This is a genomic window from Spirulina sp. CCNP1310 (assembly GCF_034932185.1).
GTDB lineage: Bacteria > Cyanobacteriota > Cyanobacteriia > Cyanobacteriales > Spirulinaceae > Spirulina.
Genome location: NZ_JAYGHW010000040.1, coordinates 44,396 through 70,856 on the forward strand (window position 1 = coordinate 44,396; position 26,461 = coordinate 70,856).

The 26,461-nt window shown below is 52.8% G+C and carries 28 protein-coding genes, 1 tRNA gene, 1 other RNA gene and 1 pseudogene; 22 read left to right on the plus strand and 9 right to left on the minus strand.

Features of this window, described 5'->3' with window-relative positions; translation table 11 throughout:
- Positions 1-9 precede the first annotated feature (9 nt).
- From VB712_RS08625 to psb35, 4 genes are all read left to right on the plus strand, one after another.
- Complete coding sequence (locus VB712_RS08625; protein WP_323254182.1) at positions 10-432, plus strand: EVE domain-containing protein; 423 nt, start codon at positions 10-12, stop codon at positions 430-432.
- Positions 433-614: 182 nt separating this feature from the next.
- Entirely contained in the window at positions 615-971 is a 357-nt protein-coding gene (locus tag VB712_RS08630) for a DUF1830 domain-containing protein (protein WP_323254150.1), read from the plus strand.
- 121 nt (positions 972-1,092) lie between these two features.
- Entirely contained in the window at positions 1,093-1,539 is a 447-nt protein-coding gene (locus VB712_RS08635; RefSeq protein WP_323254152.1) for a DUF4079 domain-containing protein, read from the plus strand.
- Between the two features lie 54 nt (positions 1,540-1,593).
- Positions 1,594-1,794 carry a photosystem II assembly protein Psb35 gene (gene psb35 / locus VB712_RS08640; protein WP_323254154.1) on the plus strand — a complete coding sequence of 67 codons (201 nt, stop codon included), beginning with the start codon at positions 1,594-1,596 and terminating at the stop codon, positions 1,792-1,794.
- Here psb35 and VB712_RS08645 read toward each other — a convergent pair.
- A complete protein-coding gene (locus tag VB712_RS08645) occupies positions 1,791-1,955 on the minus strand; it encodes a hypothetical protein (protein ID WP_323254156.1) in 165 nt (54 codons plus the stop codon). The two genes, psb35 and VB712_RS08645, sit on opposite strands and share 4 nt — an antisense overlap.
- Before the next feature lie 162 nt (positions 1,956-2,117).
- Between VB712_RS08645 and VB712_RS08650 the strand changes: the two genes are divergently transcribed.
- A complete protein-coding gene (locus VB712_RS08650) occupies positions 2,118-4,496 on the plus strand; it encodes an iron uptake porin (protein ID WP_323254158.1) in 2,379 nt (792 codons plus the stop codon).
- 12 nt (positions 4,497-4,508) lie between these two features.
- On the opposite strand, the gene VB712_RS08655 is transcribed toward VB712_RS08650, so the two are convergent.
- Positions 4,509-4,754, minus strand: a complete 246-nt coding sequence (locus tag VB712_RS08655) for a hypothetical protein (RefSeq protein ID WP_323254160.1) — start codon at positions 4,752-4,754, stop codon at positions 4,509-4,511.
- 123 nt (positions 4,755-4,877) lie between these two features.
- Positions 4,878-5,064: non-coding RNA, 6S RNA (ssrS, locus tag VB712_RS08660), on the minus strand.
- Positions 5,065-5,185: 121 nt separating this feature from the next.
- Here ssrS and VB712_RS08665 point away from each other — a divergent pair.
- The 9 genes from VB712_RS08665 to VB712_RS08705 all read left to right on the plus strand — a co-directional run bounded on the left by VB712_RS08665 (position 5,186) and on the right by VB712_RS08705 (position 13,585).
- A tRNA-Leu gene (locus VB712_RS08665) sits at positions 5,186-5,270 on the plus strand.
- A gap of 142 nt (positions 5,271-5,412) precedes the next feature.
- Positions 5,413-6,942 carry a YifB family Mg chelatase-like AAA ATPase gene (locus VB712_RS08670; protein ID WP_323254161.1) on the plus strand — a complete coding sequence of 510 codons (1,530 nt, stop codon included), beginning with the start codon at positions 5,413-5,415 and terminating at the stop codon, positions 6,940-6,942.
- Positions 6,943-7,158: 216 nt separating this feature from the next.
- Complete coding sequence (locus VB712_RS08675; protein ID WP_323254162.1) at positions 7,159-7,680, plus strand: photosystem I assembly protein Ycf3; 522 nt, start codon at positions 7,159-7,161, stop codon at positions 7,678-7,680.
- A 165-nt stretch (positions 7,681-7,845) separates the two neighbouring features.
- Positions 7,846-8,145 carry an Asp-tRNA(Asn)/Glu-tRNA(Gln) amidotransferase subunit GatC gene (gatC, locus tag VB712_RS08680; protein WP_323254163.1) on the plus strand — a complete coding sequence of 100 codons (300 nt, stop codon included), beginning with the start codon at positions 7,846-7,848 and terminating at the stop codon, positions 8,143-8,145.
- Between the two features lie 92 nt (positions 8,146-8,237).
- A complete protein-coding gene (locus VB712_RS08685) occupies positions 8,238-8,453 on the plus strand; it encodes a DUF2555 domain-containing protein (RefSeq protein WP_323254164.1) in 216 nt (71 codons plus the stop codon).
- 6 nt (positions 8,454-8,459) lie between these two features.
- Positions 8,460-9,695 (plus strand): bifunctional phosphopantothenoylcysteine decarboxylase/phosphopantothenate--cysteine ligase CoaBC, encoded by a 1,236-nt coding sequence (gene coaBC, locus VB712_RS08690; protein WP_323254165.1) that lies wholly within the window; start codon positions 8,460-8,462, stop codon positions 9,693-9,695.
- 293 nt (positions 9,696-9,988) lie between these two features.
- Entirely contained in the window at positions 9,989-10,690 is a 702-nt protein-coding gene (gene rpe, locus VB712_RS08695) for a ribulose-phosphate 3-epimerase (protein WP_323254166.1), read from the plus strand.
- Between the two features lie 99 nt (positions 10,691-10,789).
- Positions 10,790-11,101 (plus strand): DUF433 domain-containing protein, encoded by a 312-nt coding sequence (locus VB712_RS08700; protein ID WP_323254167.1) that lies wholly within the window; start codon positions 10,790-10,792, stop codon positions 11,099-11,101.
- A 372-nt stretch (positions 11,102-11,473) separates the two neighbouring features.
- Positions 11,474-13,585, plus strand: coding sequence for a TIGR00300 family protein (locus tag VB712_RS08705; RefSeq protein WP_323254168.1), 2,112 nt, complete (start codon positions 11,474-11,476; stop codon positions 13,583-13,585).
- A gap of 39 nt (positions 13,586-13,624) precedes the next feature.
- Here VB712_RS08705 and VB712_RS08710 read toward each other — a convergent pair whose 3' ends face one another.
- Together VB712_RS08710 and VB712_RS08715 are read right to left on the minus strand one after the other, a co-directional pair.
- The gene (locus VB712_RS08710; protein WP_323254169.1) at positions 13,625-14,053 is read right to left on the minus strand and encodes a type II toxin-antitoxin system VapC family toxin; all 429 of its coding nucleotides are present in this window, start codon (positions 14,051-14,053) and stop codon (positions 13,625-13,627) included.
- Positions 14,050-14,319: a hypothetical protein gene (locus VB712_RS08715; protein WP_323254170.1), complete on the minus strand. Its 270-nt coding sequence runs from the start codon at positions 14,317-14,319 to the stop codon at positions 14,050-14,052. The genes VB712_RS08710 and VB712_RS08715 overlap by 4 nt, the downstream gene beginning before the upstream one ends.
- 167 nt (positions 14,320-14,486) lie before the next feature.
- Between VB712_RS08715 and VB712_RS08720 the strand changes: the two genes are divergently transcribed.
- The 4 genes from VB712_RS08720 to VB712_RS08735 all read left to right on the plus strand — a co-directional run bounded on the left by VB712_RS08720 (position 14,487) and on the right by VB712_RS08735 (position 20,654).
- On the plus strand, positions 14,487-15,806 hold the full coding sequence (locus VB712_RS08720) for a dihydroorotase (RefSeq protein WP_323254171.1): 1,320 nt from the start codon (positions 14,487-14,489) through the stop codon (positions 15,804-15,806).
- A gap of 31 nt (positions 15,807-15,837) precedes the next feature.
- The gene (locus tag VB712_RS08725) at positions 15,838-17,238 is read left to right on the plus strand and encodes a TldD/PmbA family protein (RefSeq protein ID WP_323254172.1); all 1,401 of its coding nucleotides are present in this window, start codon (positions 15,838-15,840) and stop codon (positions 17,236-17,238) included.
- A gap of 170 nt (positions 17,239-17,408) precedes the next feature.
- On the plus strand, positions 17,409-19,868 hold the full coding sequence (locus tag VB712_RS08730) for an EAL domain-containing protein (protein ID WP_323254173.1): 2,460 nt from the start codon (positions 17,409-17,411) through the stop codon (positions 19,866-19,868).
- Positions 19,869-20,075: 207 nt separating this feature from the next.
- Positions 20,076-20,654: a Uma2 family endonuclease gene (locus VB712_RS08735; protein WP_323254174.1), complete on the plus strand. Its 579-nt coding sequence runs from the start codon at positions 20,076-20,078 to the stop codon at positions 20,652-20,654.
- 113 nt (positions 20,655-20,767) lie between these two features.
- Here VB712_RS08735 and VB712_RS08740 read toward each other — a convergent pair whose 3' ends face one another.
- Positions 20,768-21,145, minus strand: coding sequence for a HEPN domain-containing protein (locus VB712_RS08740; RefSeq protein ID WP_323254175.1), 378 nt, complete (start codon positions 21,143-21,145; stop codon positions 20,768-20,770).
- Positions 21,142-21,486, minus strand: a complete 345-nt coding sequence (locus tag VB712_RS08745) for a nucleotidyltransferase domain-containing protein (RefSeq protein ID WP_323254176.1) — start codon at positions 21,484-21,486, stop codon at positions 21,142-21,144. The genes VB712_RS08740 and VB712_RS08745 overlap by 4 nt, the downstream gene beginning before the upstream one ends.
- A gap of 251 nt (positions 21,487-21,737) precedes the next feature.
- On the opposite strand from VB712_RS08745, the gene VB712_RS08750 reads away from it, so the two are divergent.
- A complete protein-coding gene (locus VB712_RS08750) occupies positions 21,738-22,496 on the plus strand; it encodes a YebC/PmpR family DNA-binding transcriptional regulator (protein WP_323254177.1) in 759 nt (252 codons plus the stop codon).
- Here VB712_RS08750 and VB712_RS08755 read toward each other — a convergent pair.
- On the minus strand, positions 22,482-23,135 hold the full coding sequence (locus tag VB712_RS08755; protein ID WP_323254178.1) for a pentapeptide repeat-containing protein: 654 nt from the start codon (positions 23,133-23,135) through the stop codon (positions 22,482-22,484). The two genes, VB712_RS08750 and VB712_RS08755, sit on opposite strands and share 15 nt — an antisense overlap.
- A 156-nt stretch (positions 23,136-23,291) precedes the next feature.
- Between VB712_RS08755 and dnaK the strand changes: the two genes are divergently transcribed.
- The 3 genes and pseudogenes from dnaK to VB712_RS08770 form a co-directional block, all read left to right on the plus strand.
- A complete protein-coding gene (dnaK, locus tag VB712_RS08760; RefSeq protein WP_323254179.1) occupies positions 23,292-25,208 on the plus strand; it encodes a molecular chaperone DnaK in 1,917 nt (638 codons plus the stop codon).
- Positions 25,209-25,531: 323 nt separating this feature from the next.
- Complete coding sequence (locus VB712_RS08765) at positions 25,532-25,741, plus strand: DUF2281 domain-containing protein (protein ID WP_323254180.1); 210 nt, start codon at positions 25,532-25,534, stop codon at positions 25,739-25,741.
- A 53-nt stretch (positions 25,742-25,794) separates the two neighbouring features.
- Positions 25,795-26,121 (plus strand): annotated as a pseudogene (locus VB712_RS08770) (type II toxin-antitoxin system VapC family toxin); the annotation flags it as partial.
- 28 nt (positions 26,122-26,149) lie between these two features.
- On the opposite strand, the gene VB712_RS08775 reads toward VB712_RS08770, so the two are convergent.
- A partial coding sequence (locus VB712_RS08775; RefSeq protein ID WP_323254181.1) for a Smr/MutS family protein occupies positions 26,150-26,461 on the minus strand: 312 nt, incomplete at its 5' end.

The following is a 26,461-nucleotide window of genomic DNA, read 5'->3' on the forward strand; positions in this document are numbered from 1 at the left end:
AGATAACCGATTGCTTACTGGCTCTTCCAAGGCAACCCCAAATACTACCGACTCATCGACGCAATTCGTGAACTAGAGGAAATCCCCTGGCGGGTCAACCGCTACAACAAACAGATCAGCGTCGGGGACGGCGTTTTGATTTGGCTGGCAGGGCGCGATCGCGGCATCTATGCCCTAGGGGAAATCAGCCAAGCACCGCAAGTTCTCAAAACCATTCCCGATCTGGACTATTTTATTGAGCCGAGCCAAATGAGTTCTAAACCTCAGGCCATCGTCAAACTCACCCATCGACTCATTGACCAGCCCCTCCTCTATCCAAAACTAAAGGATGACCCCGTACTGCGCAAACTCTCGATCATCTGCAAACCCCCCATCGGCACAAACTTCCCCGTCGCAACAGATGAGTGGCAGCGCGTCCAAGCATTGATTTAGCGAGATCACCATCCCCAAGACCCATGTCCCAACTCCGCCCCTACCCAGAAGGCGATCGCCCCATCCCCAGCCCCCTGCCAATTTGAACATTGGTAGTCCCCTTTACAACAACTTGACCCGCGAGAGTGTTAAGTTTGTTGTGTAATCCATAGTAAATCTCTATAGTAGAGGGCCTTAATCTTATGGCTCAAGTGTTTGATCCTATTCCCGGTAACGCAGACACCCCTATGCTGTGTTGCTATGTCAATGCCACTAGCCAAATTCAAATCGCTCGCATTACCAACATTGCCAACTGGTATTTTGAACGGGTTGTCTTTCCCGGCCAGCGGCTTGTGTTTGAAGCCGTTCCCAATGCCTTGCTAGAAATCCATACCGGAATGATGGCCAGTGCAATTCTTTCCGATACCATTTCTTGCCAGAAATTGCAGGTGGAAGAACAAGAACCGGAACCCGAATCAACCCTATCCCCCAAGGTAGAGGCAACGGCAACAATTCCTCATAAAATCAGCCAGAATAACGGTGAACCCATTGCGGTTTAGTGCTTAAAGATGGCCATAATATCAATTTTTTCTACGGACTGATCCCCCATGGGGGTCAGTCTTCTGTTTGGGGGCATCCATCCCTTAAGCTTAAGGACAACAGCATCAATCGGAGCAGCAGATGGATCTACCCTCGTTTTTGTGGTTGTGGCGGATTGCGGCTTGGTCGATGGGGCTATCGCTAACGGCCTACGGGGTTTTGGGGTTGACCGGCTGGGGAATGTGGCGAGGGCGAGGTGAGGGGCGATCGCGCCCCCCCTGGTTACGGCCCCTACATCTAACCCTGGGGTTTACCTTGGTCGCTTTAGTGCTACTCCTGCTCACGGTGGGGATCGTGGGAACCCTGGGCTATTACGGCACATTGGGCCATTCCTGGCATTTGGGGGCCGGCGCTGGCGTGGTTCTCTTGGTGCTGGCTTCGGCGGCAACGGGGTTAAATCTCTATCGCTTACCCCAGGGGCGATCGCTCCACATCACGATCAATAGCCTCCTCCTGGTGGGCTTCATCGCCGTCTCCCTAAGCGGTTGGGCAGTGGTGCAGAAATATCTACCGGGGGCCAGCCCTTAAACCCGAATCCATCACGTTTTGTTAAGATGGCTCTAAGTTTTTTCGCAAATGCACATGATTCACTCTAGTTTCGGGATGACAGCGGTGTTAGGGGCGTTGCCCATGGCCTTCACCGCCGTTTATGTGGTGGGTTTCATCGCCGCTGTGAGCATCGGTTCGATCGCTTGGTACAACTCCAAGCGGCCCGCCGGTTGGGAAGGGCGGGAGCGGCCCGATATTGTCCCCAAGGTGGGGGATGGCGAGTCAGAAGATTAAACATCTGGGGGGCGTTCTCGGCTGGGGAGAGAGGGCGATCGCTCAATCTCCTCGAACCGATAGCCCCGATGTTCAAATTGCCGCACAAATTGGGCAGGATTGTCAGCGGCAGGCTCAGGGATCTCGTGGCGTTGTTTTTTGCGTTTGGCTTTGCGTCCCATGGTAGTCCTCAAGCAGCGACAGAACGGTTGGAAAATCTTCAGCGATCAAACTTTAGGGTTATGTTAACCTAACTTCAGTCTTGCCTCCGGTAAAACGGCGCGATCGTGAACCGAGCAAGGGATTTTGCTTCAAATCTTCCGTCCTCAAATTGGTGTGAGCACATGTCAAAATTAGCAGGTCATCTTCTCCAAACGGCTCCGTTTGTGCTAGCGGCCTCATTAATGACCCCTCAAGGGGCATCGGCTGCCCCGCCTGCTGCGGTGGATCCGTTGGAAACCACCGAGACCGCAACGATTGAAACCACAAACTGGCAGGCCCCCGCTCCTCCGGAACCTAACCCAGAATTAGATCTGCGGGAGCCGCCGGTTCCCGTTGCCGTCCCGGAACCCGTCGCCTTCGAGCCGGTACTCGCACCGGAACCCGTGGTGATTCCGGAGCCGGTGGCCATTGCAGAACCCGTTACTGCACCGGAACCCGTTGCTATTCCTGAAGTTGCACCAGAACCGGCTGCGCTCCCAGAGCTAGAGGAAATCGCCACGGCAGAACCGGAGATGATCACCGCAACTCCGGCAGCATTGGAGCCGATGGCCCTACCCACCGTAGCCGGTGATCCTTTGACGGTGACGGAGCCAGTCGTTTTACCCGAAGCGGCTGCACCTTTGGAGATTACCACCACCACCGCAGGGGCAAGCCCCATCCTCGCACCGGCTCAAGAGGTTGCACCGGCTGAGATCGATGGCGATTCTTTGACGGAATCGGTGCTGATTCCCTTGGCAGAAAGCAGTGAGGGGCGATCGCCCACCGCCGCCGATCTCACCCCTGAAATTGCGGGCGATCCCCTCCCTTCCCCAGAACCGGAAGCGCAGCCCATCCCCCTAGAGCCAGTAGCCGCAACATCAACGCCGCAATTGATGGTTAACCCCATGGCCCTTGATCAGTTTGCCGCTGAAGTTGAAGGGCCCAGAGGGGCGATCCCGATGGCTCAAACCTTCAGCCGTGATTTAGAGGAGTTAGAAACGGGGTCTGAGGCGATCGCCCAGACCAACGTTCATGAACTCTTAGATCAAATTAACCAATACACCAACGAGAGTAACCCCAACTTAGGCCAAGGGGTGAGCAGTGCCTCCCAATTTCGGGATGTTATCCCCACGGATTGGGCCTATACCGCCCTGGATGATTTAGTCCGTCGCTATGACTGTATCCGAGGCTATCCCGACGGCACATTCCGAGGCAATCGGGATTTGACCCGTTATGAATTTGCCGCTGGCTTAAATGCCTGTGTCCAACAGATCGAGCGGATCATTGCTGAAACCACCGCTACCCTCGCCAGTCGGGCAGACTTGGAAATTCTCCAACGGCTCGTTCAAGAATTTGAAGGGGAATTAGCAACGATCAGCACCCGTGTGGATGCCCTGGATGGTCGGGTTGCGATCCTTGAAGATCAGCAATTTTCCACCACCACCAAACTGGATGGGGAAGCGATCTTTGCCATTAATGCGCTGCTCCCGCAATCCTACACCCGCACCACGGGAGCGCCCACCATTGAAAATGATGTGGTGTTTCAAGACCGGGTGCGGTTGAATTTAGATACTTCGTTTACGGGGCGCGATCGCCTCCGCACTCGTCTCCAAGCGGGCAATGTCACCTCTTGGCCCGGCATTAATAGCATCACCAATGAAGCCCGCTACGGTTTCGCGACGGACAATAACAACGACATTCAAATTGATGACCTGGCCTATCGCTTTCCCTTTGGAGACGAGGATAAGGGCATGGCTCAAATCTTCGCCCATGGTGCGGGGATGGATGAGTTATTAATGCCCCTCAACCCCTTAAACTCCAGCGGGGGCGGTTCAATCTCCCGGTTTGGTCAATACAACCCGATTCTGCGGGTGGGCGGCCAACGCCAAGGTTTTGGCGCAAGCTACAAAGTCACCGATGAGCTAGAGCTAGCTGTGGGTTATACCGCCGGAGAAGGTCAAAATCCCTCACTAGGGGGTCTATTCAATGGCTCCTATGCTTTGGGGGGTCAGGTGAAATACACCACCGATAATCTCGGGGTGGCCATCCAATACATCAACAGCTACAACCCCAGGGGTGGCTTAAACCACAACACCGGCAGCATTGCCAGCAACCTGATGATCAGTGGCGCTTCGGTGACGGCAAATAACTTCGGTGCAGAAGTCCTGTTCCGCCCCCGTGAGAACCTGTTTGTCGGGGGTTGGGGCGGTTTGACCGATGGCAAGGTTGCCAATTTAGGCCGCACCGATATTTGGAACTATGCCCTGGTTTTAGGAGTAGAGGATATCGGCGGGGAAGGAAACCTCTTAGGGTTCGTCGTGGGGCAACAGCCCCGCCTCACCAGTTCCCCCCTAGCAACGGTTGATCCCAATGTGGGCTACCACATTGAGGGCTTCTATCGCTTTGCGGTGAGCGATCGCATTGAGATCACCCCTGGGGTGATTTGGCTCCCTGACCCTGGCCACACCAAAACCAACAAGGATATTTTTGCCGCAACGATCCGGACTCGTTTCCGGTTCTAACTCAAGGCAAAATCACCATTTCAATACCGCCGCGTCAATCCCTTGCTCGCGGCGGTTTTTACTATCCCGTTCAAACCAAGCGATGATCTGTTCGGGGGTGAGGTCAGCAATGGCAACCCCTTCATCAGCCGCAATTTTTGTGAGTAGGCGTAGGGAGGAAATGGTTAAACGGGTGAGAAATTTTTCCGGGCTGGAAAGGAGCGCGGCATCGACTTGGGCAGATTCTTCAGGAGTGAGGAAGTGGGTTTCGGGAGTCATGGGTAGGAAGTAGGGAGTAGGGGCGAAAAATCTTTCGCCCTGGGAAGTAGGGGCGAAAAATTTTTCGCCCTTCTGCCCTTTTAATGCCATGGGAAAAAGTCCCCCATGGGAGGACTTTTTCAAAGATTCACCGCTGCGCCGTCTTACCTCAGCTTTTGACCTGGGAAACCCAGGGGGGAATTGGGGCTTCGCGTTTTAAGTTTCCGAGTGCAATGCTCGGTCTACTGCCACGCCAGCGATTATAACTCCCACGTAACTCAAGCATAGATCAAAAAAACTATATTGGCAGTCACCAACGCCGCAGTGAATTCTAAACCCATCATAAACAATCCCCTGCAATTCTGGCCAAACGACCGCTGATAAAATTTTCTTGGCCCCCAAAATCATCTCTTCTCTGCCTTTTACTGCTACACTAAAAATCTGTGAATCAGGGGGGCGTGGCGGAATGGTAGACGCTGCGGACTTAAAATCCGTTGAGATTAATCCCTCGTGTGGGTTCAAGTCCCACCGCCCCCATCCCTAACCATCCCGTTTGTAGGCGAGGCGCAAAAAATCTTTCACCTCATTTTTGCGTAGGGGCAAAAAATCTTTTGCCCTCACCCATCGGCCCGGACAAATCGACTAGAATTGCTCTCGTAGCGACGCGCACAAGAAAACCATGCTAGCCAGAGTTTGGAGCGCAACCGTTGTCGGCATTGATGCAGTGCAGGTGGGGGTTGAAGTTGATGTTTCTGGGGGGCTGCCCAAAACCGTTTTGGTGGGGTTGCCCGATACCGCCGTGCAGGAATCCCGCGAACGGGTCAATGCCGCCTTGAAAAACTCCGGCTTTGCCTTCCCGATGCGCAAGATTTTGATCAACCTCACTCCGGCGGATCTACGCAAAGAAGGCCCCAGTTTTGATCTGCCCATTAGTATTGGCATCCTCGCCGCCTCAGAACAGGCCAACCCCCAACTTTTGGGGGACTTTATTTTTATTGGTGAATTATCCCTGGATGGCAGCCTGCGGCCGGTGGCGGGGGTGTTGCCCATTGCGGCGGCGGCCAAGGAATTGGGAATGCGGGGGTTGGTGTTGCCCCTGGATAATGCCCAGGAGGCTGCGGTGGTGGAGGGCATTGAGGTCTATGGCTTCACCCATTTGCGAGAAATTGCCGATTTCCTCGATCGCCCCCAAACCCATCAACCCATCGCCTTTAACCGCGACATTCTCGAAGGGGAACCCTGGATCGGGGTTCCTGACTTAAAGGAAGTGAAGGGCCAAAACCATGCCCGCCGAGCTTTGGAAATTGCCGCTGCTGGGGGCCATAACTTGATTTTTGTCGGGCCGCCGGGCAGTGGCAAAACGATGCTGGCGCGACGGTTGCCGGGGATTTTGCCCCCCTTGAGTTTCCCGGAGGCCCTAGAAGTGTCTCGGATTCATTCCGTGGCGGGATTACTCAAAGAAAGGGGAACGCTGATCCGCGATCGCCCCTTTCGCAGTCCCCACCATTCCGCCTCAGGGCCTTCTTTAGTGGGGGGCGGCAGTATTCCCCGACCGGGGGAGATTTCCCTCGCCCATCGGGGGATCCTCTTTCTCGACGAGTTAACCGAGTTCAAGCGCAATGTTTTAGAATTTTTACGCCAACCCCTCGAAGATGGCCAGGTGACAATTTCCCGCACCCGGCAATCAGTGGAATTCCCCGCACAATTCACCCTCATTGCCAGTACGAACCCTTGCCCCTGCGGGTATTATGGCGATCGCCTCCAAGCCTGTACCTGTTCCCCCGTACAGCGGGAACGCTATTGGGCGAAATTATCCGGCCCGTTAATGGATCGCATTGATCTACAGGTGGCAGTGAATCGCCTCAAACCGGAGGAAATGATCGCCCAAAGCCAAGGGGAGCCTTCGGCGGCCATTCGCGATCGCGTCTTTCGGGCGCGACAAATAGCGGGCGATCGCTTTCGTCATGAGCCACAAATTCAAGGCAACGCCGAAATGCAAAGCCGCCATCTCCGGGAGCATTGCGCCCTCGATGATGCCAGCCGCAATTTATTAGAAGGGGCGATCCGCAAGTTAGGGTTATCGGCCCGGGCCATGGATCGCATCCTCAAGGTTTCGCGCACCATCGCTGATCTGGCGGGAGCGGCTCGGATTCAAGGCCAGCATTTAGCAGAGGCGATTCAATATCGAACCATTGACCGAATGCAGTAGGGGCGAAAAATTTTTCGCCCCCACACCCATTATTTTTCGCCCCACGCCCATCGAAAATTTCCTCATCTACCCATCGAAAATTTCCCCAACCACCCATCAGAAATTTCCCCATCTACCCATCGAAAATTTCCCCTCTTGGCCAGAGCGACCGGGGGATCGGTACAATGGGGAGACGAAAAAAGCAAATTCTCATTCGCTGATAATTAAACCAATCCTATGCCACGCACCCAACGCAACGATAATTTTATTGATAAAAGCTTTACCGTCATGGCAGATCTGATCCTCAAGATCCTGCCCACGAATCAGAAATCCAAAGAAGCCTTTGCCTATTACCGCGATGGGATGTCCGCCCAAGCCGATGGGGAATATGCCGAAGCCCTGGAGAACTACCATGAGGCCCTGAGCTTGGAGGATGAAGCGGGCGATCGCAGCTATATCCTCTACAACATTGCCCTGATCCACACCAGTAACGGCGAACACGAAGAGGCTTTAAAGTATTACCACGAGGCGATCGCCCTTAACGCCCAAATGCCCCAAGCGTTGAATAACGTCGCGGTGATCTACCACTACCAAGGGGAGCAGGCCCGGGAAGCGGGCAATGGTGACGAAGCAGAAGCTCTTTACGATCGCGCCGCTGAATATTGGAAACAAGCGATCCGCATCGCCCCCAACAACTACATCGAAGCCCAAAACTGGCTGAAAACCACCGGCCGCTCCGAAATGGATGTCTTTTTCTAATCTCAACTTCCCCCTTTTAAAGGGGGACTGAGGGGGATCCTCCCAACAATCTACTTCCCCCTTGTTAAGGGGGACTGAGGGGGATCCTCCCAACATTCTACTTCCCCCTTGTTAAGGGGGACTGAGGGGGATCCTCCCAACATTCCACCCATTCCTAACCCAACTATGTCCCACCTCGATCGCGCCGAAGTTCAAAAAGTCGCCCACCTCGCCCGCCTCAACCTCACCCCAGAGGAAGAAATTGCCTTCACCACCCAACTGGGCAGCATCCTCGACTACTTCGAGCAACTCAGCGGCCTCGATACCGAAGGCGTAGCCCCCACCACCCGCGCCATTGAACTGAGCAACGTCCTACGGGCCGATGAATTGCAACCCACCGTAGATCGTGAGGCCATGCTCCAAGAAGCCCCCGCTCCAGAGGGGGATTTCTTCCGAGTGCCGCAAATTCTAGGGGGAGAAGATTAAGCCAGCTTAACAGTCGCTTTGACTTTTCTGATTGACCCTGCCTAAGATGGGGATGGGGTTAGCTAGAGGAGTCCCCTCTAGGGAGGTTCGTTATGACGACTGCAACTGTCTCGATGACCGATGATCTGTCCGAAGTGACAGCGGAAGATGTGGCCGCCTTGGCCTTGCGTTTGGAGCAGGATGATTATCCGACTCCCTTCGCGGCTTTGAAGGACTGGCATTTTTTGCGGGCGATCGCCTTCCACAATGCCGATCTCGTGGAACCCTATCTCTATCTCCTGGATATTGAAGCGTTCGACGAAGGTTAACCAACCATGACGGCATTGGCGGATAGCCACATCCTCATTGCAGTAGGCGGCGGTATCGCCGCCTATAAAGTTTGTAGCCTCATTTCCAGTTTGGGTAAGGCAGGGATTGCCGTGCGCGTCCTCCTCACCGACGCGGCTCAAGCATTCATCACCCCCCTCACTGTCGCCACCCTCAGCCGCCACCGCGCCTATACCGATGGGGATTTTTGGCAGGGGGATCAGGGACGGCCCTTGCATATTGAATTGGGGGAATGGGCGGATCTGATTTTGATTGCGCCGTTAACGGCCCATACGTTGGCGAAGTTGGCCCATGGATTAGCGGATAATTTACTCACGAATACGATCCTCGCCTCCCGTTGCCCCGTCCTGCTGGCTCCCGCCATGAATACGGAGATGTGGGAACAGGTGAGTGTGCAACGGAATTGGCAACAGGTGCAAGCCGATCCCCGTTACCACGGGTTAGCTACGGGGGTGGGGTTGTTAGCTTGCGATCGCCTTGGCCCCGGACGGATGGCGGAACCGGAGGCCCTAGAAATTGCGATCGAATCCCTCGCCATTACGGGAGGCAAGCGGGATCTGGTGGGGAAACATTTATTAATTACCGCCGGGAGTACGCGGGAATTTCTCGATCCGGTGCGATTCATTGGCAATCCCTCGACGGGAAAAATGGGTATTGCTTTGGCCCAAGCTGCTTTGGCCAGAGGTGCAACGGTGACGCTGATCCATGGCCCTTTAAGTTTTACCCCTGCTTTCCCCCAAACCGAAAAACTAACCCTGATCCCCATCACCACCGCCAGGGAATTAGCAACAGAACTCGATCGCCACTTTCCCGATGCTGATTGGCTGCTCATGGCCGCCGCCGTTGCCGATGTGCGCCCCACCACAACAGCCCCCCACAAGTTAGCTAAGGCAGAATTGCCCCAAGCTCTCCCCCTGGAGCCAGTACCGGATTTAATCGCCACCCTTAGCCAACGGAAACAACCCCACCAAAAACTGATCGGGTTTGCGGCCCAAACCGGGGAGATTATCCCGCCGGCCTTGGGGAAGTTGGAGCGAAAGGGATTGGGGGCGATCGTTGCCAATCCCATTGATCAACCCGGTGCGGGATTTGGTAGTGATACCAATCGGGGGATCTGGTTAACCGCAACGCAACAAATTCCCCTCCCAGCCGGAAGTAAATTAGCCATGGCCCATCGCATTTTAGATTTAGGCCATGGGTGCGCTGCTGGGGTGAGCATTTAAACCCCCTTATTAAGGGGGTCGGCGCAGCCGGGGGGATCATGCAGACTGCGGCGGAGCGTGATCCCCCCCTGCCCCCCCTTAAAAAGGGGGGGTTCAAGAAGCTAGATTTATTGATGATTTTGCTAATTGCTGAAATAGAGACTAGGCAAGGGTTTTAGGACTTATTTTTACACAATGACTCACCCTGGGAGCGGGATTTAGGGTGAGGGCGAAATCAGAATTAATTATGAAAAATCGTTAAATTTTGTTAATCTAGATACCAAAGAATTCCATAATTTCCGGAGAGCCACACCATGACCCAAAAGCACACCGTCGTCGCCCCCTCAATCCTTTCTGCGGACTTTGGCCGGCTGGGGGAAGAAATTCGTGCCGTTGATGCGGCGGGCGCGGATTGGATTCATGTGGATGTGATGGATGGCCGCTTTGTGCCGAACATCACCATTGGCCCCCTGATTGTGGAAGCGGTGCGCCCCCACACTCAAAAACCCTTAGATGTCCATTTGATGATTGTCGAACCGGAAAAATATGTGGCCGATTTCGCCAAAGCCGGGGCTGATATTATCTCCGTCCATGCCGAACACAATGCTTCCCCCCACCTCCACCGTACCCTCGGCCAAATCCGCGAACTGGGCAAACAGGCCGGCGTGGTGCTGAACCCCTCTACACCCTTGGCGTTGATTGAATACGTTTTAGAGTTGTGTGATTTGGTGTTGATCATGAGTGTTAACCCCGGTTTTGGCGGCCAAAGCTTTATCCCCGGCGTGTTGCCCAAAATTCGCCAACTGCGCCAAATGTGTGATGAGCGGGGTTTAGATCCTTGGATTGAAGTGGATGGCGGTTTGAAGCCCAATAATACTTGGCAGGTGTTGGAAGCGGGGGCCAATGCGATCGTGGCTGGTTCTGCGGTGTTTAAGGCTCCTGACTATGCCACGGCCATCGAAGGGGTACGCAACAGCAAGCGTCCCGCCAATGCACCGGAATTGGTGACGGCTTAAGCGATCATGTAGGGGCGGATCGCATCCGCCCCTTGCAGAATCATCAGGATAAGTTTGTAGTGCGGACTTCAGTCCGCTCCCCCATAACAATGAAGCAATATGTTAGCCCTAAGTTACCCACATATTGAGAAGCAAGACGATCAACCGGCACGATTACAGCGATTCCCCCGTGTTCGGGTCGCGCAAATTGTGATGGATTATCTCGCCTATGGTTGGTCTGTGGAGGAAATATGCCGACAGCACCTTTATTTAAAACCAGCCGAAGCTCATGCAGCAATGGGCTACTATTTTGATCATCAGGAAGAAATCGATCAGGAAATCACCCAAGAATGGGAGCAGGTGCAAGCTAGCATCACCCCAGGCACTAGATCACCTTTTTACACCAGAATGAAAGCGAGAGGGCTGCTGTAAGTGGCGATCGCTTTGTATATGGATGTTCACATTCCTCAAGCCATTACTGATACTGATCAGTTTAGGGAACGGGGCGTTACGGTTTCACCTCACAGCACTCTACAACAGGGTTGATCTCTATCTATCTCCTGTGGGAATGTGGGGGCGTAACGATCGCACCCCTACGAAGGGCCAAAAAAACCTATAATTGAAAGTTGCCCTGTTGCTACGATCTTGTTCTTTGGACAGCAGGCTCAACGTCAGCATCCCGGTTTTGGGTTTGCTGGAGTTATTTCTGTGTAAAGAAACTTACAACAGGCTTGCCCGTGGGACTGTAAATTTTAACTTTTACCGTGACTGCTGGGTGTACCCACCCCTTTGTTCTGAACTATTATGACTGATGCAATCCGCTTTTTGATGTGCGCCCCTGACCACTACGATGTGGACTATGTGATTAACCCCTGGATGGAGGGGAATATTCATAAATCCTCCCGCGATCGCGCCGCTGAACAATGGCATAAACTCCACCATGTGATTAAAGATCATGCCATTGTGGATCTCGTTGCTCCGGAAAAAGGTTGGCCGGATATGGTGTTTACCGCCAATGCGGGCCTCGTTTTGGGGCAAAATGTCGTTCTCAGCCGCTTCCTCCACCCCGAACGCCAAGGGGAAGAACCCTATTTCAAAGCCTGGTTTGAAGCCAATGGCTATACGGTTTACGAATTGCCTTCGGATTTGCCCTTTGAGGGGGCCGGGGATGCCCTCTTTGACCGCGAAGGCCGTTGGCTCTGGGCGGGCTATGGGTTCCGCACTGAATTGGATTCCCACCCGATGATTGCCAAGTGGTTAGATACGGAAGTGCTCTCCCTGCGCTTAGTTGATAACCGCTTCTATCACCTCGATACCTGCTTCTGTCCTCTCAAAGGCGGCTATCTTCTCTACTATCCCCCCGCCTTTGATGCCTATTCCAATCATTTGATTGAGCGGCGGGTTCCGGCGGAAAAACGGATTGCGATCGCCGAAGCCGATGCGGTGAATTTCGCCTGTAATGCGGTCAACATTAACGAAATTGTGATCATGAATAATGCCAGCGCAGGGCTAAAACAGCGCTTGGCAGATGTGGGCTTTACCGTCATTGAAACCCCCTTAACGGAATTCCTCAAAGCGGGGGGGGCGGCTAAATGCCTCACCCTCCGCACCACCGAGCCGGTGTTAGCGGATGTTCACGCCCGGGTCACGGTGCAAACCCGCACGATCCAAATGCAGGGGCATTTACTCGATGCGGGGATTTTGAACCGTGCCTTAGATCTCGTTGTTGAGCGGGGGGGCAGCTTCAAAGTCCTCAACTTTAACCTCGGCGTAGAGCGGCAAAGTACCTCCATGGCAGATGTGCGGGTATCCGCTCCCGATCATCAGGTCATGGAAGACATCATGACCGACTTGATCGAACTGGGGGCGGTGGATCGCCCGACGGAAGAGCGAGATGCGGTGTTAGAGCCGGTATTATTAGCTGGTGTCGGCCCCGATGATTTCTATGTCACGACGATTTACCCCACGGAAGTCCGGATTCAGGGTCAATGGGTGCGGGTGCAGGATCAACGCATGGATGGGGCGATCGCCGTCCTCAATACCCCTGATGGGCCGGTGGCTCGCTGCAAATTGTTGCGGGATTTAACCACCGAGGAAAAGGTGGTCGTTGGGGCCCAAGGGCTGCGCACGGTGCGCAAGGTGGATGAACGGACGAAACAAACCCGGGCCGAAGAGTTCAGCTTTATGGGGTCTGGGGTCTCCAGTGAGCGGCGTGTGGAATTGGTCGTGGAGCAAATCGCCTGGGAACTGCGCCACATCCGCGATCAGGGGGGCAAGGTTGTCGTGACGGCGGGGCCGGTGGTGATCCATACCGGCGGCAGTCAACACCTAGCCCGGTTGATCCGTGAAGGATATGTGCAAGCGTTGTTAGGGGGGAATGCGATCGCCGTCCACGATATGGAGCAGGCAATGATGGGGACATCCTTAGGGGTGGATATGAAGCAGGGGGTTCCCGTCCATGGGGGCCACCGTCACCATTTGAAGATTATCAACACCGTGCGCCGTCATGGTTCCATCACCCAATTTGTCGAATCCGGGGAACTGCAACGGGGGATTATGTATGAATGCGTTAAACATGATGTGCCGTTCTGTTTAGCCGGTTCGATTCGCGATGATGGCCCCTTGCCGGATACGGAAATGGATTTGCTCAAGGCGCAATCGGAATATGCCCGGCTCTTGGAAGGGGCGGATATGATCCTGATGCTCTCCACCATGCTCCATTCCATCGGAGTGGGGAATATGACCCCCGCAGGCGTGAAGATGGTTTGTGTGGATATTAACCCGGCGGTGGTGACGAAATTGAGCGATCGCGGCTCCATCGAATCTGTAGGCGTTGTCACCGATGTGGGCTTATTCCTGAGCCTATTGGTGAAGCAGTTGGATCAACTCACCAACCCCTACGCAACGGTGGTTTAGTCAATGGAGGGGCGAAATATTTTTCGCCCCTACACCACTTCAGATTTCAGGAATAAAGGCCCGTTCAAAAGGTTGTCTTTGATAACGCCGATAAACATCAAAATCGCTGTCTAATGTTGCAATAGCCGGAATATTCAGCCGTTCAGAAATAGCAATCAAAGATAAATCAGCAAAGTCTCCAGGCAGATCTGCATATTTCTGATTCAGTTTAGCAATCCGTGAAAAGTCGTCAGGCATTAGTGCAATGGCTTTAAAAACCCCCTTAGCAACTGCCTGTAAAAATAAATTTTGTGTTTGCCAATTATCACTTAAAAGCCACATAACTTCAGTGATACAAGCAGTAGTAGTCAAGAGATTACTGGTACATCTTTCAAAAAAGATCCGCACCTGTTGATGATAGGGATCTTGATTACTATAGTAAGCAACTAAAATTCCGCTATCGACAAGAATGATAGGATAGTAGGTCATTGCAAATTGTGTTGAGGGTGTTTCTTTTCCAAATACTCAGCAATTGCCTTTTTGCGATTGGCACGTTCTGATAAATTAGGCGGTGCATCCTCCAACAAATGTTCAGGATGTCCACCCAGTCTTTCGACAATTGTTTGGCGGGGCTGTAAACTCGACCAGCGTTCTTTAAGCAAGTGCTTAATTAATTCATCACTGGTTGTTTTTTCTCTGAACAAAATCTCTACCAAATAGGCTTCTGTTTCTTGATCAAGTTGTATATTCAGCATAAATCTTTCTCATTGATGATTTAAAGCCAATTATAGCCAACCTCTATCGAAACCAACAATGAACATTCGTTGAATCCGTAGGGGCGAAAAATTTTTCGCCCTCCCTCCTCAGCCAATGGGGTCATCCTAAGCATTATCATGGCCCAAAACCCATTTTCCCTTAAGCCATGGTTTCTACCCCCGACCTCCTGATTCGCCATGCCCGCATCCTTTGCCCCGATGGGGAATGGTTGACCGGCGATCTCGCCATTGAGCAGGGCAAAATTGCCCAAGTTGCGCCCCATATTGATGGGGATGGCCCCCACATTGATGCCACCGGCCTGACGCTCCTGCCCGGTGTGATTGACCCCCAAGTCCATTTCCGCGAACCGGGGTTAGAGCATAAAGAGGACTTGCACACCGCCAGCCGGGCCTGTGCGCGGGGAGGTGTGACTTCCTTTCTGGAAATGCCCAACACCAAACCCCTGACGACGACTCAAGCCGCTTTAGATGATAAATTGCGCCGGGCTAGTGAAAAATGCTTGGTGAATTATGGCTTTTTCATGGGAGCCACACCGGAAAACCTCGATGATTTGCGCACCGCTTCCCCCAGTTGTGGGATTAAGATTTTTATGGGATCGGCCCATGGGGCGTTATTGGTGAGCCAAGAGGAACAGATTGAGCCGATTTTTGCTAAGGGCGATCGCCTCATTGCTGTTCATGCTGAGGATCAAGGGCGGATTCTGGAGCGTCGGGAACTGTTCAAGGGTCGCCAGGATGTGGCCATTCATTCCGAAATTCAAGACGAAACCGCCGCCCTCAATGCGACAAAATTGGCGATTAAACTGGCGGATAAATATCAACGCCGCCTGCATATTCTCCACCTCTCCACCGGCATTGAAGCGGAATATCTCCGCACCGCTAAATCCCCCTGGGTGACGGCGGAAGTTACCCCTCAGCATTTGGTGATGAATACGGGAGATTATGCCAAAATTGGCACACTAGCTCAGATGAATCCGCCGTTGCGATCGCCCCAAAATAACGAAGTCCTCTGGCAGGCCCTCCTCGATGGTGTCATTGATTTCATCGCCACCGACCACGCCCCCCACACCCTAGAGGAAAAGGCGAAACCCTACCCCCATTCCCCCTCTGGGATGCCGGGGGTGGAAACCTCTTTAGCGGTGATGCTCACCCAAGCCCAACAGGGCCGCTGTACCGTCGCCCAAGTTTCCCATTGGATGTCCACCGCCGTTGCTGCGGCCTATCAAATCCCCAATAAGGGCAAAATCGCCCCCGGCTATGATGCGGATCTGGTGTTGGTGGATCTGGAGCATTCTGCACCGTTACGGCGGGAAGAGGTGGTGTCTAAATGTGGTTGGAACCCCTTTGAGGGTTGGGAACTCACCGGCTGGCCCCAATATACGATTGTGGGCGGGCAGATTGCCTATGAGCGGGGGGTCATTCATGATCAGGTGCGGGGCCATGCCCTCTCCTTTGGTTTAGCTTAAGATAGTAGGTTTATATTCACGAGGGGATGGCATGGTGAATTGGAGTGATGTGCAAAACCGGGTGACGGAAGGAGTGGCTCGCTATGGCGATCGCACCGATTTCCTCGCCATTCGCCTCGAAACCTCCCAAAGTACCCAAATCGTTTTGGAATCCCAGCGGGTGGATACCCTCAGCGAGGCGATTTCCCTGGGGGGACAGGTGCGGGCCTATTATCGCGGCGGTTGGGGGTTTGCCAGTTTTAACCAGTTGGATCAACTAGAGGCGCAAATTGAGCAGGCGATCGCCGCCGCGCAACAGGTGGGCGGGTTGACCCAGGCCAGCCTGGCCCCCGTTGCACCGATTCAGGATATAGTGATTCTCCCCCTCCCCCAAGGGAATCCGCGAGAAATATCTCTGCGTGAAAAAAAATATCTCTGCGATCGCTACGCCGACCTCCTCCACCAAGCCGATCCCCACATCGTCAGCACCACCGTCCGCTACAGCGACAGCACCCAACAGACCCTCCTCGCCACCTCCGAAGGAACGCTCATTGATCAAACCTGGACAGATTTAGAAATGCGCTTTGCCGCCACAGCGCGACAGGGCGATCGCGTCCAAACCGGGCGAGAAACCAGCGGCTCCCGCCAAGGGTATGGGGATTTATTGCAGTTGGATGGGGCAGTGATGGCAGCGGGGAAACGGGCCGCCCAGGCGTTAAATCTGCCCCCCGTACAGGGCGATCGCTACACCGTCGTCATTGACCCGATTCTCACCGGCCTCTTTGTCCATGAAGCCTTCGGCCACCTCTCCGAAGCCGATATGGCCTACGAAAATCCTGATCTTTTAGCCGTGATGGAATTTGGCAAACGCTTTGGCCCCGAAGAATTACACATCTTTGATGGGGCCGCCCCCCCTGGCCATCGCGGCAGTTACTGCTACGATGACGAAGGAACCCCCGCCACCACCACCGCACTGATTCAATCGGGGCGATTAGTGGGCCGGCTCCATTCCCGCGAAACTGCCGGCCATCTCGGAGAAACCCCCACCGGCAATGCCCGCTGCCTTAACTACCACTATCCCCCCCTAGTGCGCATGACCAACACCTGGATCGAGCGGGGCAATACCCCCGTTGCATCCCTCTGTGATGGCATTAAGCTGGGGGTCTATGCCGCCAACTGGTTAGGGGGAATGACTAACGGCGAAATGTTTACCTTCACCGCTGGCGAAGCTTGGATGATTCGCAACGGCAAAAAAGCTGAACCCGTGCGCGATGTCACCCTATCGGGCAATGTGTTTAAAACCCTCGCGAGCATTGAGGCCATCGGTGATGATTTTGGCTGGGATGAATCCGGAGGCTGTGGTAAAGGGGGACAAAATGGCTTGGCCGTGGGCTGTGGTGGCCCCAGTTTACGGATTCGGGATGTAGTCGTGGGGGGAGATTGTGCCGATTAACGCAGGAATGCGATGAAGGAGAAGAGATGATAGAGGGTGGGGAATGGGGGACAGAGGACAGGGAACGGGGAATAGATGAAAGTTTTAGTTCTAACTCCCCACTCCCCACTTCCCACTCCCTACTTCCCACTTCCCACTTCCCACGTTTCAATTGCCCCTATTCTGAAGGTATGGAACAGCACCACCCACGGGCATCACGAATTTGGCCAGCATTCCTGAGTGGAATCCTGGCCACATTTGCCGTTATGGGGGGGCAATGGTTGGGGGCGATTGAACCCTTGGAAGGGTTGGCCTATGTGATCCTGTTTCATCTGCGGGGGGAGGAGGCTTGGGATGAGCGGGTGGTGGTGGTGGGCATTGATGAAGCAAGTATGGATTTGCTCAATGCTGCGAACTGGTCACGACAGCCCTATGTGGCGTTGTTGGATCGCCTGGTGGCGGCGGATGTGCGTTTAGTGGGGTTTGATATTCTCTTCGAGCGGGAAACCCCTGAGGATCAAGCTTTGGCGGCAGCGATGCAGCAAGGTGTGCCGGTGGTGATTGGGGCGGCTTGGAATAATCGCGGCGAGTTTGTGGAGCCGCCGCCGGTTTTACAGGAAGGGGCGATCGCCCTCGGTCACATTGCCAAATTCATCGAATACCAAGGCATCACCCGCCAAGGCAGTTTAATGAGCCAAAATATCCCCAGTCTCAGCTATGCCCTGGCCTTGCAATGGGGAGCACAGACCGGAAAAGAACGCGATCGCCCCCTCACTCCTCACTCCTCTCCCCTCACTCCTTCCCTCAATCCCACAGAACCTGTATGGATTAACTGGGCAGGACGGGAAATGACCACCTATTCCTTAGCGGCGGTGTTAGCGGGGGAGGTAGATCCGGCGGCGTTGATGGGCAAAATTGTCATTGTGGGGACAACAGCAGCGGGGTTAGATCCGGTGCGCACCCCCTACCCTTTCAACCAACCTACCCATGGGGTCTATCTCCATGGCGCAATGCTGAGTAATCTTTTGCAGGACAATTACCTGACGGCTTGGGTTGCTAACCCTTGGGGGTGGCAATGGCTGCTCTATGGGGGGATGGCGTTGTTGTTAAGTCGGGCGATCGCCACCCGGCCCATTCGTTGGCAAGTTACGGGCGGCATCACCGTGATGGGAACGGTGGTGATCCTTGCTGTGGGGGCGCTACACCAAGGGATTTTATTACCAGTCGTTCCCGCTTTGCTGATTGCGCTGTTAACAACCGTGCTGAGTATTTTTTATCACGAAAGTCGCTTTACCCATTACCTCACCGAGCAGAGCCGCTACGACCCGATCACGGGGTTGCCGAACCGTACCTCATTTTTACAAAGCTTGACCCCCATCCTCAACCCTGGCCCCCCTGCGCCCTTTGCCCTCTTCTTTTTTGACCTCGATCGCTTCAATACAATTAACACCCACCAAGGGCATCAAATTGGGGATGCGCTTTTGATAGCCATTGCCCAGCGTTTACAGCAATTGATGGCGACGATTCCGGAGGCGAGCCATTTAGCCCGGGTGGGGGCCGATGAGTTTGCCCTCTTGATTACCTGTGGCGATCGCGCCACCGCCCTCCACTATGCCCATCAATTTGATCAAACCCTCCGCCAGGCTTATTTATTAAAGCAAAATACCCCTGTGGTGTATTGCGATATCAGCATTGGTATTGCCCTCTCTTGGGAATCTCCACCGGAAGGAGACACCCTACTTCACCATGGAGAAACGGCGATGTATCAAGCCCGGATCCAAGGTAAACGCCATTACGGGGTGTTTAATTTGCAACTTCACCAAGGGGCGATCGCCCTTTGGCAATTGGAACTCGATTTGCGCCATTGCCTCGAACAAACCAATCAACGGGTGGGGGATCAGGATCTGCTTTATCAGGGGTTTTACCTCAATTATCAGCCGATTATTAACCTCAATAACGGGCATATTATTGGTTTTGAAGCCCTAGTGCGGTGGCAACATCCCACCCGTGGCCGTCTTTCGCCGTTAGAGTTTATTCCTTTGGCAGAGGAAACGGGGTTAATTAGTTTGTTGGGGCGATGGGTATTGTATAAAGCCTGTTATCAATTGCGGGCTTGGCAGATGTTGTTTCCGGATTATGTACCCTTAATCATGACGGTGAATCTGTCGCCCATTCAATTATTACGGCCCGAAGTTGTCGCTCAGGTGCAAAGTATTTTAACCGCTACGGGTTTATCGCCGGATTCGTTAAAATTGGAAATTACCGAAAGTAGTTTAATGACCAATGGGAACGAGGCGATCGCGCTTTTAGATCAATTGTCGGGTTTGGGGGTGAAGCTGAGTTTAGATGATTTTGGCACGGGTTATTCTTCTTTGGGTCGTCTGAGTAATTTACCCCTCGATACGCTCAAAATTGACCGCTCTTTTGTTCACAATCTCAACCTAGAACCAGAAAACAGCAAAATCATTCAAACGATGATCGAATTAGGTCATCAACTCAATTTAGCGGTGGTAGCCGAAGGCATTGAAACGCCGGATCAATTGAAGATGCTTCGAGATTTGGGCTGTGATTATGGTCAGGGTTATTTGTTTGCCAAACCCTTAGAATCTGCTGGGATTGAAAGCCTCTTAGCCGCCGATCCCACTTGGTAGGGTTGTCCCTCGTAACTTGGCTCTGCCAAGTCGCACCGCTCCGGAGGCTCTGCTTCCCTACCCGGCGGCATAGCCGCCCAATGCCCGCACCACGGCACAAGATTAGAAAGAAAACTCGGTTTCTGGTGGGCTGGGGAAAATCGGGTTATACTATCGGTGAATTTATGAGTGGCGATCGCCAATCTGCCACCAGGTAAAATCTTCCCTATGTTAATCACCAAACCTCGGTTTGATACCTTTGAAGAATACCTAGAATATGAGCATGATTCTGAGCAACTTCATGAACTGTTCAATGGAGAACTGATTGCAATGCCACCAGAATCCGGCTTCAATGTCCAAATTGCAACCCGCCTCCTCTTTATCTTCGCCTCCCTTGTTGGTACAGATCGCGTCCGAGGCCAGGGACTCGAATTAGAAGTACGCGGCGAACCGAGAAACCGCTATCCTGATTTAACCATTATTCGCGAAGAACATATTCAACAACTCACCCGCCGCAATACCCTCCGCCTCGATATGCTCCCCCCTTTGTTGGTGGTTGAAATTGTCAGTCCCGGAGATATTCAACGCCATCGCGATTATATTGCCAAAAGACAGCAATATCAGGATTGTGGCATTCCTGAATACTGGATTGTTGATCCTCAAACCCAAAGAATTTTGATTCTAGAATTGCAGAATAGTTTCTATCAAGAAGTCGGCACATTTAGCCAAAATGACCGCCTCCCATCTCCCAACTTTCCAGAATTCAATTTAACCGCTGCTGAAGTTTTGGGGCATCCGTTCCCATAATCGCCGGGATCAGAAACCGGGTTTCTGTGAGGTTGGAGTGGAACAACGAGGTCATGCAAGAAACCCGGTTTCTGGCTTCTCTAGTCGGGATGAATGTCCATGGTTAATGAGGATTATAAATTTTGGGTTGCAAAAAGAATAAATTGTTCACAATGGTTCAATAAAATCTCAGCATCTGTTGCCCTGATTTTGACTTCATCATCAACCCCATAATCTGCGATCGCCCGTTTACTTTGTGCATTAATCAAGAAACGATGAAACTCCAACGGAACAATCCCCTTTTTCGCTAAATCCCTACCAAACGCCGCAATCACTGCCCCATGACTTGAAAAAGCCAAATTCTGCTCCCACAGAAAAGCTTCTGCAATGTAAAACATCCCATAATAAGCCCGTGATGCAGCAAAACCATAAAACCCTTGTTCCGCTAAAACTTGAGCCGCTTGATAAGTCTCCTGTGCCTTAAAGATCAAACTTTGAGACTTGGATTTCATGGCAATAGTGTTAATGGTTTATAAACAATTCCTTCTTTTTTAACATTGAACATAAAAGGAGAATCCTGAGCATTGAATCGCTCCAAAGAAATAAAATACCAAGAAATAACAACATCATAATCTAAACAAACTTGACTCATCAAATCCGTAGTCTGATCAATTTCATCATAGGGATGATCCAATGTTTTTAAAATAATCAACAAATCAATATCTGAATAATCTCCAGCATCCCCCCGCGCCTGCGAACCGTATAAAATAATCGATTCAATCCGATCTTGATAATGATCAACCAATGCCCCAGTCACCTGCTCCAGAACCAATGATAAATTTTTATGCTGCATGGTTTTTTCAAAAATAGTGAAAGTTCTCCGCCTCCTTGACCAGCAGCAGAGCCGCTGTCCATACCACGGCAGAGCCACGGCACGAGATTAGCTGACGGCTCTGCCCAGTGACATTCCCCTCAAGGGCTTCCGCCTCCCCCCATGATATCCTCATCATCGATGCTGAAGGCGCATCCCCGCAGAGGCTTAGGGGGGCAGGGGGGATCTCACGGGTTAAAATCTGGGGAGTAGGTTAACAGGAGTAGAGATCCTTGGCGGGACATAGCAAGTGGGCCAACATCAAACGGCAAAAAGCGCGGGTCGATGCCAAAAAAGGCAAAACCTTTACCCAACTCTCACGGGCGATCATTGTGGCGGCCCGCAATGGCTTACCCGACCCCGATGGCAATATGCAACTGCGCACCGCCATTGAAAAAGCGAAGGCGGCGGGGATTCCCAATGAAAATATTGATCGGGCGATCGCCAAAGGTGCAGGAACCTACGAAGCCGACAGCGCCAACTACGAAGCGATCCGCTACGAAGGCTATGGCCCCGGTGGGGTAGCGGTGCTGATCGAAGCCTTCACCGATAACCGCAACCGCACCGCCGCCGATCTCCGCGTCGCCTTTGGTAAAAATGGCGGCAACTTGGGGGAAACCGGCTGTGTGAGTTGGATGTTTGATCAAAAAGGGGTGGTTTGTCTGGCGGGGGTGATTGAGGAAGAAACCTTGTTAGAGGTGGCTTTGGAAGGAGAGGCGGAAAGTTATGAAATTTTTGCCGATGAGGAAGAACCCGGTGCAGAGGTGTTTACTACGATTACAGAACTCGACGCACTGACGAAAACCCTCCAGGCCCATTTCACCGTTAAAGAGGCAGAATGGCGCTGGATTCCCAGCACCAGCGTCGCCATTGAGGATGCGGATCAGGGAAAATCCCTGATTAAACTGATGGATGCCCTCGAAGGCCTCGATGATGTCCAGAATGTGACGGCGAATTTTGAACTCACCGATGGGGTGTTAGCGTTGATTTGATGCCACGGGTGCAACCAAATCTGTGCCGATTAAACAGGCGCGATCGCAATTCGCCCCCGTAAAATCTGCCCCTTGCACCTCCGCACAGAGGAGATTCGCTCCGGCCAGGTTCGCCCCGGCTAAATTCGCCCCCCGCAGATCGCATTCTTCTAAATTGGCCTCACTCAAGTTGGCCCCTTGGAGATCCGCCTGGGCCAGCGTCGCCCCTTTCAGGTTGGCACTGTTTAAATTCGCCCCCCGTAAATCCGCCCCCCGCAAATCCGCCCCGGCAAAATTCACGCCGGTTAAATTCGCCCCACTCAAAAACGCCCCACTTAAGGCCGCTTGAATCCCCTTGGCGCTCATCAGGTTACAGCCCCGAAGATTACTGCCCCGCAAATCCCCATGGGAGAAATCACTTTGCATCAAATTCGCCCCGATAAAATTCGCCCGGCCGTCAATTTGCAACAACTGCGCCCCCAATAAATTCGCCCCATCCAAACGGCTCCCCTTCAGGCAAGCATGGGACAGATCCACCCCCACCAAACTTGCCCCGGCCAAGTTGACCCGCTCCAAAACAGCATTGGCGAGATCTTGATCATCAAGGTTAACCCCGGCCAAGGTTTTGACTGTGCCGGTACGAATTGCAGCAATATCCATAGGGGTTGGGGGAGGTGTTCGGAAAATACGACTTACGAGAGAGGGACTCTCCCCGTCAGTATAGAACTAACGACAGCATCTGTAGAAGCCCCTCAGTCCCGGCTGACGGTTTCCCAGCATTCTCATCAAGTAGATCCCACGGAGTAATCAAAAGTTATGGCAAAAGTTGTTGGAATTGACCTCGGCACGACAAACTCCTGTGTGGCTGTGATGGAGGGCGGCAAGCCTACCGTCATTGCCAACGCTGAAGGCTTCAGAACGACCCCCTCGGTAGTAGCCTATGCCAAAAATGGCGATCGCCTCGTCGGTCAAATCGCCAAACGCCAAGGGGTCATGAACCCCACCAACACCTTCTATTCCGTCAAACGCTTCATTGGCCGGAAACACGGGGAAGTCAACGTCGAAACCACCGAAGTTTCCTACAAAGTCCTCCAAGACAGCAACGGCAACGTCAAAATCGACTGTCCCGCCCTCAATAAACAATTCGCCCCGGAAGAAATTTCCGCCCAAGTCCTCCGCAAACTGATCGAAGATGCCAGCAAGTACCTCGGCGAAACCGTGACGCAAGCCGTAATTACCGTACCGGCATATTTTAACGACTCCCAACGCCAAGCCACCAAAGACGCGGGTAAAATCGCGGGCGTGGAAGTGCTGCGGATCATCAACGAACCCACCGCCGCCTCCCTCGCCTACGGCTTGGACAAAAAGAGCAACGAAACGATTCTCGTTTTTGACCTGGGGGGCGGGACGTTTGACGTATCGATTTTAGAAGTGGGTGACGGTGTATTTGAAGTGCTGTCCACCTCTGGGGATACCCATTTAGGGGGGGATGACTTCGATAAAAAAATCGTTGATCACCTCGCTGAAACCTTCAAAAACACCGAAGGCATCGATCTCCGCAAAGATAGCCAAGCCCTACAACGACTCACCGAAGCCGCTGAAAAAGCCAAAATCGAGCTTTCCAGCGTCACCCAAGCGGAAATCAACCTCCCCTTCATCACCGCCACCCAGGACGGCCCCAAACACCTGGATATGACCCTCACCCGTGCGCAATTTGAAGAACTCTGCGCCGATCTGATCGATCGCTGCCGGATTCCGGTGGAAAATGCGGTGCGGGATGCCAAGCTGGATAAAAGCGCGATTAACGAAATCGTTCTCGTCGGGGGTTCGACCCGGATTCCTGCCATTAAAGAGGTGGTGAAAAAGGTCTTAGGTAAAGACCCCAATCAAACCGTCAACCCTGATGAAGTGGTGGCTGTGGGTGCTGCGATTCAAGGGGGTGTGTTAGCTGGGGAAGTGAAGGATATCCTCCTTTTGGATGTCACACCCCTTTCCTTAGGTGTGGAAACCCTCGGCGGTGTGATGACCAAAATCATCCCCCGCAACACGACAATCCCCACGAAAAAATCCGAAGTCTTCTCCACCGCCGTTGATGGTCAAACCAATGTGGAAATCCACGTTCTCCAAGGGGAACGGGAAATGTCTAAGGATAACAAGAGTTTGGGAACGTTCCGCCTCGATGGGATTCCCCCCGCTGCCCGTGGTGTGCCGCAAATTGAAGTTACGTTTGACATTGATGCCAACGGGATTTTAAACGTCACCGCCAAGGATAAGGGGACGGGTAAAGAGCAATCCATCAGTATCACGGGGGCTTCTACCCTGCCGGATACGGAAGTGGAGCGGATGGTACGGGAAGCGGAAGCCAATGCTACTGCTGACAAGGAACGCCGGGAAAAAATCGATCGCAAGAACCAAGCCGATTCCCTTGTTTACCAAGCGGAAAAACAAATCACCGAGTTGGGCGATAAGGTCTCTGCGGCTGATAAGGAAAAAGCTGAGGCTTTGATCAAAGACCTGCGGGAAGCGGTGCAAACGGAGAATGATGAGAAGATTCAAACCGTGATGCCGGAATTGCAACAGGTGCTCTATAGCATCGGTAGCAGTGTTTATCAAGATGCAGCGGGGGCGGCCGGCGCACCGGGGGCGGAAGGGCCTCAGGATGGCCCCACCAGCGGCGGCTCTAGCGATGGTGGCGATGATGTCATTGATGCAGAGTTTTCGGAAACCAAGTAGGGTTTAAGCGCTAACCCTTTGGTTGGGAAAAATTGGGGAGTAATCCCCCTGCCCCCCTAAATCAAGGGGGGTTTTTTAATGGGCTGAATGAGGGGCGATCGCCTTTCCCCATGAGGATCATTTGGCGAGGTTGTCGGGGGTTAGGACGGATAGTTTTATTGCATGGATCGCTCCCCCGGCCCCGTCTTCGTTTTGGGGGGCGATTTCAAAGCGTTCCCCTTGGGAGTCAAGGGAGAGGAAATCTTGAGCCTCTTTGGCGTTTTAGGCAAAGGCTGTAACATTGAAGTAAGTGGAATCAATCTACTATGGCAAGGAGGTCAAGCATGATTGTGCTAACAGGAGTCTACTCGAACGGTAACATTACACTTACAGAACCTTTACCCCAGGATTTAGAAGGGAAGCAAATTCAAATCATCATCCAAGAGTTACCCAGATCTCAAAAACGTCGCCAAAGTGGCAGTGCTAAAGGAAAAATCTGGATGGCTGCTGATTTTGATGCCCCTCTGGACGATTTTCAGTCCTATACATCATGAAAATTCTACTCGATACCCACGCATTTTTATGATTTGTCAATGATGATGCTCAATTAAGTTCTACGGCTAGAAACCTAATTGAATCAAATACTGATGTATGGGTTAGTATTGCAAGTCTATGGGAAATCGCGATTAAAGTGAGTATTAATAAACTGACTTTGCCACAGCCATTTAATGAGTTTATTTCTCAACAACTTCAAATTAATGAAATGGATGTTTTGTCTATTTCTATTGCTCACTTAAATCACCTTCTCACGCTACCCCTCCATCATCGTGATCCCTTTGATCGTTTGCTGATTGCTCAATCTCAGTTGGAAAAAGTACCGCTCGTTAGTCTTGATTCGATTTTTGATCGTTACGACATCCATCGTATTTGGTGATTTTGAGGATTGCTACATTTCGATATTTTCATTGTAGGTAGGCGATCGTTACTCCGGCTCCGCCTTCGTTTTGGGGAGCGAGTTCAAAGCGTTCCACTTGGGGGTGGAGGGTGAGGAAATCTTGCACCCCTTGGCGGAGTTTGCCCGTGCCTTTGCCGTGGATGATCCAGAGGATGCCCGCATTGAGGGCGCGTTGAATCGCGGCTTCGAGGGCCGTTTCCATTTGGCCCACCCGTTGGCCGCGAATGTCGAGGGTCGTGGTTTCGGTGCGGACGGCGGCGCGGGGGGGTGGGGTTTTGACGAGGGGGATTTTAGCTTTGGGGGGTTCGGGGGGATCAAC

Bases quoted from the DNA above. Each gene is read 5' to 3' on its own strand.
- VB712_RS08630 (WP_323254150.1), top strand. From the start codon at position 615: ATGGCTCAAGTGTTTGATCCTATTCCCGGTAACGCAGACACCCCTATG.
- VB712_RS08635 (WP_323254152.1), top strand. From the start codon at position 1,093: ATGGATCTACCCTCGTTTTTGTGGTTGTGGCGGATTGCGGCTTGGTCG.
- psb35 (WP_323254154.1), top strand. From the start codon at position 1,594: ATGATTCACTCTAGTTTCGGGATGACAGCGGTGTTAGGGGCGTTGCCC.
- VB712_RS08645 (WP_323254156.1), bottom strand. From the start codon at position 1,955: ATGGGACGCAAAGCCAAACGCAAAAAACAACGCCACGAGATCCCTGAG.
- VB712_RS08650 (WP_323254158.1), top strand. From the start codon at position 2,118: ATGTCAAAATTAGCAGGTCATCTTCTCCAAACGGCTCCGTTTGTGCTA.
- VB712_RS08655 (WP_323254160.1), bottom strand. From the start codon at position 4,754: ATGACTCCCGAAACCCACTTCCTCACTCCTGAAGAATCTGCCCAAGTC.
- VB712_RS08670 (WP_323254161.1), top strand. From the start codon at position 5,413: ATGCTAGCCAGAGTTTGGAGCGCAACCGTTGTCGGCATTGATGCAGTG.
- VB712_RS08675 (WP_323254162.1), top strand. From the start codon at position 7,159: ATGCCACGCACCCAACGCAACGATAATTTTATTGATAAAAGCTTTACC.
- gatC (WP_323254163.1), top strand. From the start codon at position 7,846: ATGTCCCACCTCGATCGCGCCGAAGTTCAAAAAGTCGCCCACCTCGCC.
- VB712_RS08685 (WP_323254164.1), top strand. From the start codon at position 8,238: ATGACGACTGCAACTGTCTCGATGACCGATGATCTGTCCGAAGTGACA.
- coaBC (WP_323254165.1), top strand. From the start codon at position 8,460: ATGACGGCATTGGCGGATAGCCACATCCTCATTGCAGTAGGCGGCGGT.
- rpe (WP_323254166.1), top strand. From the start codon at position 9,989: ATGACCCAAAAGCACACCGTCGTCGCCCCCTCAATCCTTTCTGCGGAC.
- VB712_RS08700 (WP_323254167.1), top strand. From the start codon at position 10,790: ATGTTAGCCCTAAGTTACCCACATATTGAGAAGCAAGACGATCAACCG.
- VB712_RS08705 (WP_323254168.1), top strand. From the start codon at position 11,474: ATGACTGATGCAATCCGCTTTTTGATGTGCGCCCCTGACCACTACGAT.
- VB712_RS08710 (WP_323254169.1), bottom strand. From the start codon at position 14,053: ATGACCTACTATCCTATCATTCTTGTCGATAGCGGAATTTTAGTTGCT.
- VB712_RS08715 (WP_323254170.1), bottom strand. From the start codon at position 14,319: ATGCTGAATATACAACTTGATCAAGAAACAGAAGCCTATTTGGTAGAG.
- VB712_RS08720 (WP_323254171.1), top strand. From the start codon at position 14,487: ATGGTTTCTACCCCCGACCTCCTGATTCGCCATGCCCGCATCCTTTGC.
- VB712_RS08725 (WP_323254172.1), top strand. From the start codon at position 15,838: ATGGTGAATTGGAGTGATGTGCAAAACCGGGTGACGGAAGGAGTGGCT.
- VB712_RS08730 (WP_323254173.1), top strand. From the start codon at position 17,409: ATGGAACAGCACCACCCACGGGCATCACGAATTTGGCCAGCATTCCTG.
- VB712_RS08735 (WP_323254174.1), top strand. From the start codon at position 20,076: ATGTTAATCACCAAACCTCGGTTTGATACCTTTGAAGAATACCTAGAA.
- VB712_RS08740 (WP_323254175.1), bottom strand. From the start codon at position 21,145: ATGAAATCCAAGTCTCAAAGTTTGATCTTTAAGGCACAGGAGACTTAT.
- VB712_RS08745 (WP_323254176.1), bottom strand. From the start codon at position 21,486: ATGCAGCATAAAAATTTATCATTGGTTCTGGAGCAGGTGACTGGGGCA.
- VB712_RS08755 (WP_323254178.1), bottom strand. From the start codon at position 23,135: ATGGATATTGCTGCAATTCGTACCGGCACAGTCAAAACCTTGGCCGGG.
- dnaK (WP_323254179.1), top strand. From the start codon at position 23,292: ATGGCAAAAGTTGTTGGAATTGACCTCGGCACGACAAACTCCTGTGTG.
- VB712_RS08765 (WP_323254180.1), top strand. From the start codon at position 25,532: ATGATTGTGCTAACAGGAGTCTACTCGAACGGTAACATTACACTTACA.